The sequence below is a fragment of the Caballeronia sp. genome (assembly GCF_049581465.1).
In the GTDB taxonomy this organism is placed as follows: Bacteria; Pseudomonadota; Gammaproteobacteria; order Burkholderiales; family Burkholderiaceae; genus Caballeronia.
The window spans coordinates 1-4,773 of sequence record NZ_JBAUSA010001154.1; the positions used below are offsets into that span (position 1 = coordinate 1).

The following is a 4,773-nucleotide window of genomic DNA, read 5'->3' on the forward strand; positions in this document are numbered from 1 at the left end:
TGCACAGCGTTGCCAGCAGCAGCGTGCAAGTGGCGCTCGACGCCGCGAAGCCGACATACGGCAGCGCCGTGTTAACCAACAGGGCGAGCACGAAGAACGCCGGCACGATCAAATCGAATGCGCTAAAGGCGGGGCCGTGGGCTTGTAGTGTTCGCATGACGTTCGCACGCCTTCCCTGGTATGTTTTGAGGCGCAATGTCGGGCCGATGTGCGGTCAGCCGTGCACGGCACGGTTGAACGTGCGGCACAGCAGCGCGCCGACGACGCTCGGCGAGAAGCGCTTCGCGTTGACGTAGCCACGCTGCACGAGTTCGGCCGATAGCGACGGGTTCGCGGCCAGCTGTCCGATGCTCGCGGCCCACGCGACAGGATCCGTCAGCCCGGCGACCGGCAGGAACGAGTCGCCCATGGTGGACCGGTACACGGGCAAGTCCGACGCGATCACGGGAATCCCCACGAGCTGCGCCTCGATCACCGTGCGTCCGAAACCCTCCTGAAGCGTCGGCGATACATAGACGTCGGCGGCCTGGTAGAAACAGCCCATCTCCTCGTCGCGGGCGCCTTCGATGAAATGAACTTTCACGCCCGCCGCGTTCGCCAGCTCCCGGCATTCCTGCCGGTTCGCGGCGTTTTGTGCGCGCCCGACGCGCAGGACGATCACGTCCTTGCGGCCCAGCAACGCGAGGGCACGAAACAGCGTCGCATTGTTTTTGCGGCTCTCGTCCGTGCCCACATTCAGCAGCACCAGTTCATCGCGGATAGAAACATCGAACTGCGCTTTCAGCGTCGCTCGCGCCTCGCGGCGAACGGCCGTATTGACGGGTGCAAAACGGCCGTCGAATGCGACGGGCACGACGTGACTGCGTTCGGCCGGCACCGCGATATCCGAACACGCCTCGCACGCGGTCACGTCCGAGGGCGACAACACGAGGTCCGCCGTGGCGACCAGCGGCTGCATCAGGCGGATGTACCCGTTCTTTAGCGTCTCAATCGGTCCGCGCGCCTGACCGCGATGCTGAACGTGGTGCAGGATCATGCATACGCGTCCGCCAGCCAACCTGATGATCGGAATCAGGAAGCTCAAGTCTTCCTGATACAAGACGACAAGGCTGCTCGAACGTGCCGCAGCGATCGCCCTCAGGGGGTAAATCACCAGTTGCAGCCAGTAGCGTTTGAACGAGCGGGGCTCGGCGGGGATATCGATGGTATCGATTGCGAAATTCGGGAACGCCGACATCATCTCGATGCAGTCGAGGCTGTACTGCATCACGCCGTTCCAGCTTGCGGGCCGGGGACCGAGAAACCACACCACCCGCGCCGGATTCGCGCCAAGCCGTTGCGCGTTTTCGGTGAACAATGAATCACTCATGCCCTGCACTCCCCGGCAACCCTCATCGAAAACGTGGCTGTCTGTTCTTGTTTGTGTTTGTGTTGGCGCTAACGCCTCGCGCCGACCCGCCTCGCCCCATCGTCGCGGGGCGTACGGAGCCTCAGGTTTCAGCGGACGTCTCGCTCGTGTACTTGCCATAGTTGTTGTACGAGTTCGAGTAGTAGCCGTAACGCAGCGGCGAGGGTTCGAAGCCATTGAGGACGAGACCATCGACCTCCGTGCCGACCTTGCTGAGACGGTCTACCGCTTCCACGACCTCCGCATAGCTGACCGTCGCATGGCGGGCCACGAACAACGTGACATCGGCATGCTTCGACAAAGCCGGCGTATCGGCGACGGGCAGCACCGGCGGCGAATCGATGATGATCATTTCGTACTCGTCGCGCAGGGTCCTGAGCAGCGGCTCCAGTTTTTCCACCCCGAACAATTGCCGCACGTTCTTGACGTGCTTGCCCGCAGCCATGGCGTCCAGATTCTTCGACGAATGCGTGATCGCCGATCCCGGCATGATCGACCCGGAGAGGACCTGGGACAAACCGTCGTTCTTGGCTACATCGATGTAACGATGCACCGTCGATTGCCGCATGTCGGCATCGAGCAAGAGCGTCTTGAAGCCCTTCTCCGCAAACAAATACGCGAGGTTCGCGGCGATCATGGACTTGCCCTGCCCCGGCACCGCCGACGTCACCATGACGACCTTGGCGTCGTGCTTCGCGGCCAGCGCGTATTGCAACGACTGCGCGAGTGTTGCCATGGCTTCGACCAGCGGCGTGTCCGACTGCTCCTGGCTAACCATGAACACCGGTGTCTTCTTCGTATTGGCCGCAAGCTGATGCGGCGAGACCGGCAGGACGCCGAGCGTCTGGATGCCGACCATTTGTTCGAGGCGTCTCGGGTCCCGAATACTCCCCGAGAACAACGCAACAACCTGCGTCGTCACGAAGGCAAGGACCAGTCCCGCCAATCCGCCCAGCAAGACCACGAGTGAGCGCTTCGGCCGCACCGGCTTGTCCGTCACGACAGCGGCATCGACCAGCGACGCGTTGCCGACCGTTCCAGCTTCGGCAATCTGCAACTGTTGCGCATTGTTCATGAGGCCGACGTACAACTGGTTGCTCACGTCGACATCGCGCGCGAGACGCAGATATTGCTGCTGCAGGGCCGGCAACTGCCCGGCTTTGTCCTGCAGGGTCTTGGACTGCGCGTCGAGCGTCTTGAACTTGTTTTCGGCGGCCTCGAGTTGCGGCTGGCCCGGTTCAAACTTCGACAAGAGATCCTGATAAGCCAACTGCGCCTCCATCCGCGATTTTTCAACCAGCGCGGACTGGTCGAGCAGCGACCTGACTTCGCCCTGGACGTCGATCGTGCGCTGCTGGTTGCGGAAGTCGTTCAACGCCTGCTCGGCGGCCTGAACGCGCGCCCTTACATCCGGCAATTGCTTGTTCAGGAAATCGAGGCTGCGTTCGGATTCGGCCGAGCGGCGGCGCGCGGTGGTGTCGAGATACGCTTCGGCCACCGCATTCACCAGGTGGGCGGCGAAAATCGGATTCGCGTCTTCAAAGGTGAGCTGCATGATGCCGGATTGCCGCTTGGTTTCCGACACGGTGAATTTCTTCAGGATGTCTTCGAGACGCGCCTGCGTCGCAAAACGTTTCACCTGGAATACGGTACCCGGGCGTCCGATGATCTTGCTGACATCGACCGAGTAGCCGTTCTGCATGCTCGGCGTACCGACCACGCCCGCCAGGATTTGCGTGCCATCGCTATCTTTGAGCGACCACTTGCCGCCTGCGAGCGCATCGAATTCGAAACGCTCGCCGAGTTGATCCCTGGGTACATCGAAGGTCTTGAACTGGACGTCTTCGCCGCCCCACGCGAAAAATGGTGCTTTGAACAACGGTTTGACCAATCCGTCGGGGCCTTTCGGCAAGATCGAACCTAGCCCCCGGCCGAGGAGCGGAATGGAGTTCTTGACCGAGACCTGGGCCTGCGCGACGGTCGCGTTCATTGCCTGAGTCAGGACGGCGCGCGAACGCACAATGTCCATCTCACCCAGCACAGGCGATTCCTGAATATCGAGCGCCTTGGATACTTGCGACAGCGAGCCCAACGCGCTGGCTTTGTTTTCCTCGACCTGAATCAATGCATCGGCGGAATACACGGGCGTCGACAGGACCGCGTAAGCGAGCGCGAGACCAAGCACCGCGCCAAATACGCTAAGGAACACGTAGCGATAATTCAGCAAGTTCTCGAACAGATCGACCGGCGACAATTTCAACGCATCGCGCGAGACGGTTCGCGTCTCATCGCCGACGTTCGAAAATAGTCTGTTGATGGCCATGCAGAGACTCCAGTATTTAAAATCCGGTAACTACGTGACACACCGCACCGCGCATCGCGCCAGATAATCGTGTAATTCTTTGGAAGACTTAATGACCACCGTATAAGACCACAGCGCCGGATCGGGTTCTGTTGGCAAGCCAACACGTGTCATTTACTGAGTCACGTACGCTGAATCACTTACGCTGGGTTACTTACGATCACGCAGCGGTAATTCGTCCAACGCGAAATAACGCGACACACTACGCACGGTGAACCATGCTCATGCTTAAGCGTTTCCTGCCGTTCGCTTTTATTGCGCTGCATTTTTTCGCAGCCAACGCGCGTGGAGACGAAATAGTGTCCGCGCTGTTGCCCGCCAATACATCGGCTGGCGCTGCGTTTCAAGGTTCGTCGAACGGGAACCTCCCTGGGAGCGCGTCCATCTCGAAGGTCAATGTGCATACGCTGCTTTATCCCGCCAGCACGACCCGGGTGCTGGCGCACTACCTGCCGTGGTGGGGACCGGATCCACGCGGGCTGGACGCGGGCTATCGGTCCGACGACCCTCAACAGGCATTGCGCACGTTCATGGACATGCAATCGCGCGGCGTGGACGGGTTGATTATCGACTGGTACGGCAAGGGCAATTTCACCGATACCGCCTGGAAGGCCTCCATGCCCATGCTGGCCCAGGTTCCATCCTTGTCGTTCTCGATCATGATCGACAGCGGCACCTTCAAATTCAACGCCGCTCCCGGCACCGACCTGACCGGCACGATCCTGTATCACCTCGACTACCTGGCCCGCACGTATTTCCCGTCGAAGCAATACTTGCGCTACAACGGCCATCCGGTGGTGTCCGAATTCGGCATGGAGGGCGTGGGCAATGCGGACTGGACGCGCATTCAGCAGGCGTATCCGGAGATCTACTGGATCCATATTCACGCGGCGGGCCTTAATCGCCCCGGGAGCACGGGCGCGTTCGTGTGGGTCGACGCGTCCACGAAAGCGGCCTACGGCAACCGCCCGGCCGACCTGAAGGGCTTGGAGCGGTTCTACAC

2 protein-coding genes and 1 pseudogene are annotated in these 4,773 nt (G+C 60.8%); 1 reads left to right on the top strand and 2 read right to left on the bottom strand.

Translation table 11 applies throughout. The features are described from left to right. Positions 1-214: 214 nt before the first annotated feature. A complete protein-coding gene (locus WCA53_RS28230; RefSeq protein WP_423918726.1) occupies positions 215-1,369 on the bottom strand; it encodes a glycosyltransferase in 1,155 nt (384 codons plus the stop codon). 121 nt (positions 1,370-1,490) lie between these two features. Next, positions 1,491-3,731 carry a polysaccharide biosynthesis tyrosine autokinase gene (locus WCA53_RS28235; protein ID WP_423918730.1) on the bottom strand — a complete coding sequence of 747 codons (2,241 nt, stop codon included), beginning with the start codon at positions 3,729-3,731 and terminating at the stop codon, positions 1,491-1,493. 257 nt (positions 3,732-3,988) lie between these two features. On the opposite strand from WCA53_RS28235, the pseudogene WCA53_RS28240 reads away from it, so the two are divergent. Further along, positions 3,989-4,773: pseudogene (locus WCA53_RS28240) on the top strand (hypothetical protein); the annotation flags it as partial.

Excerpts from the sequence above, each read along its gene's own strand:
- WCA53_RS28230 (WP_423918726.1), bottom strand. The coding sequence starts at position 1,369 with ATGAGTGATTCATTGTTCACCGAAAACGCGCAACGGCTTGGCGCGAAT.
- WCA53_RS28235 (WP_423918730.1), bottom strand. The coding sequence starts at position 3,731 with ATGGCCATCAACAGACTATTTTCGAACGTCGGCGATGAGACGCGAACC.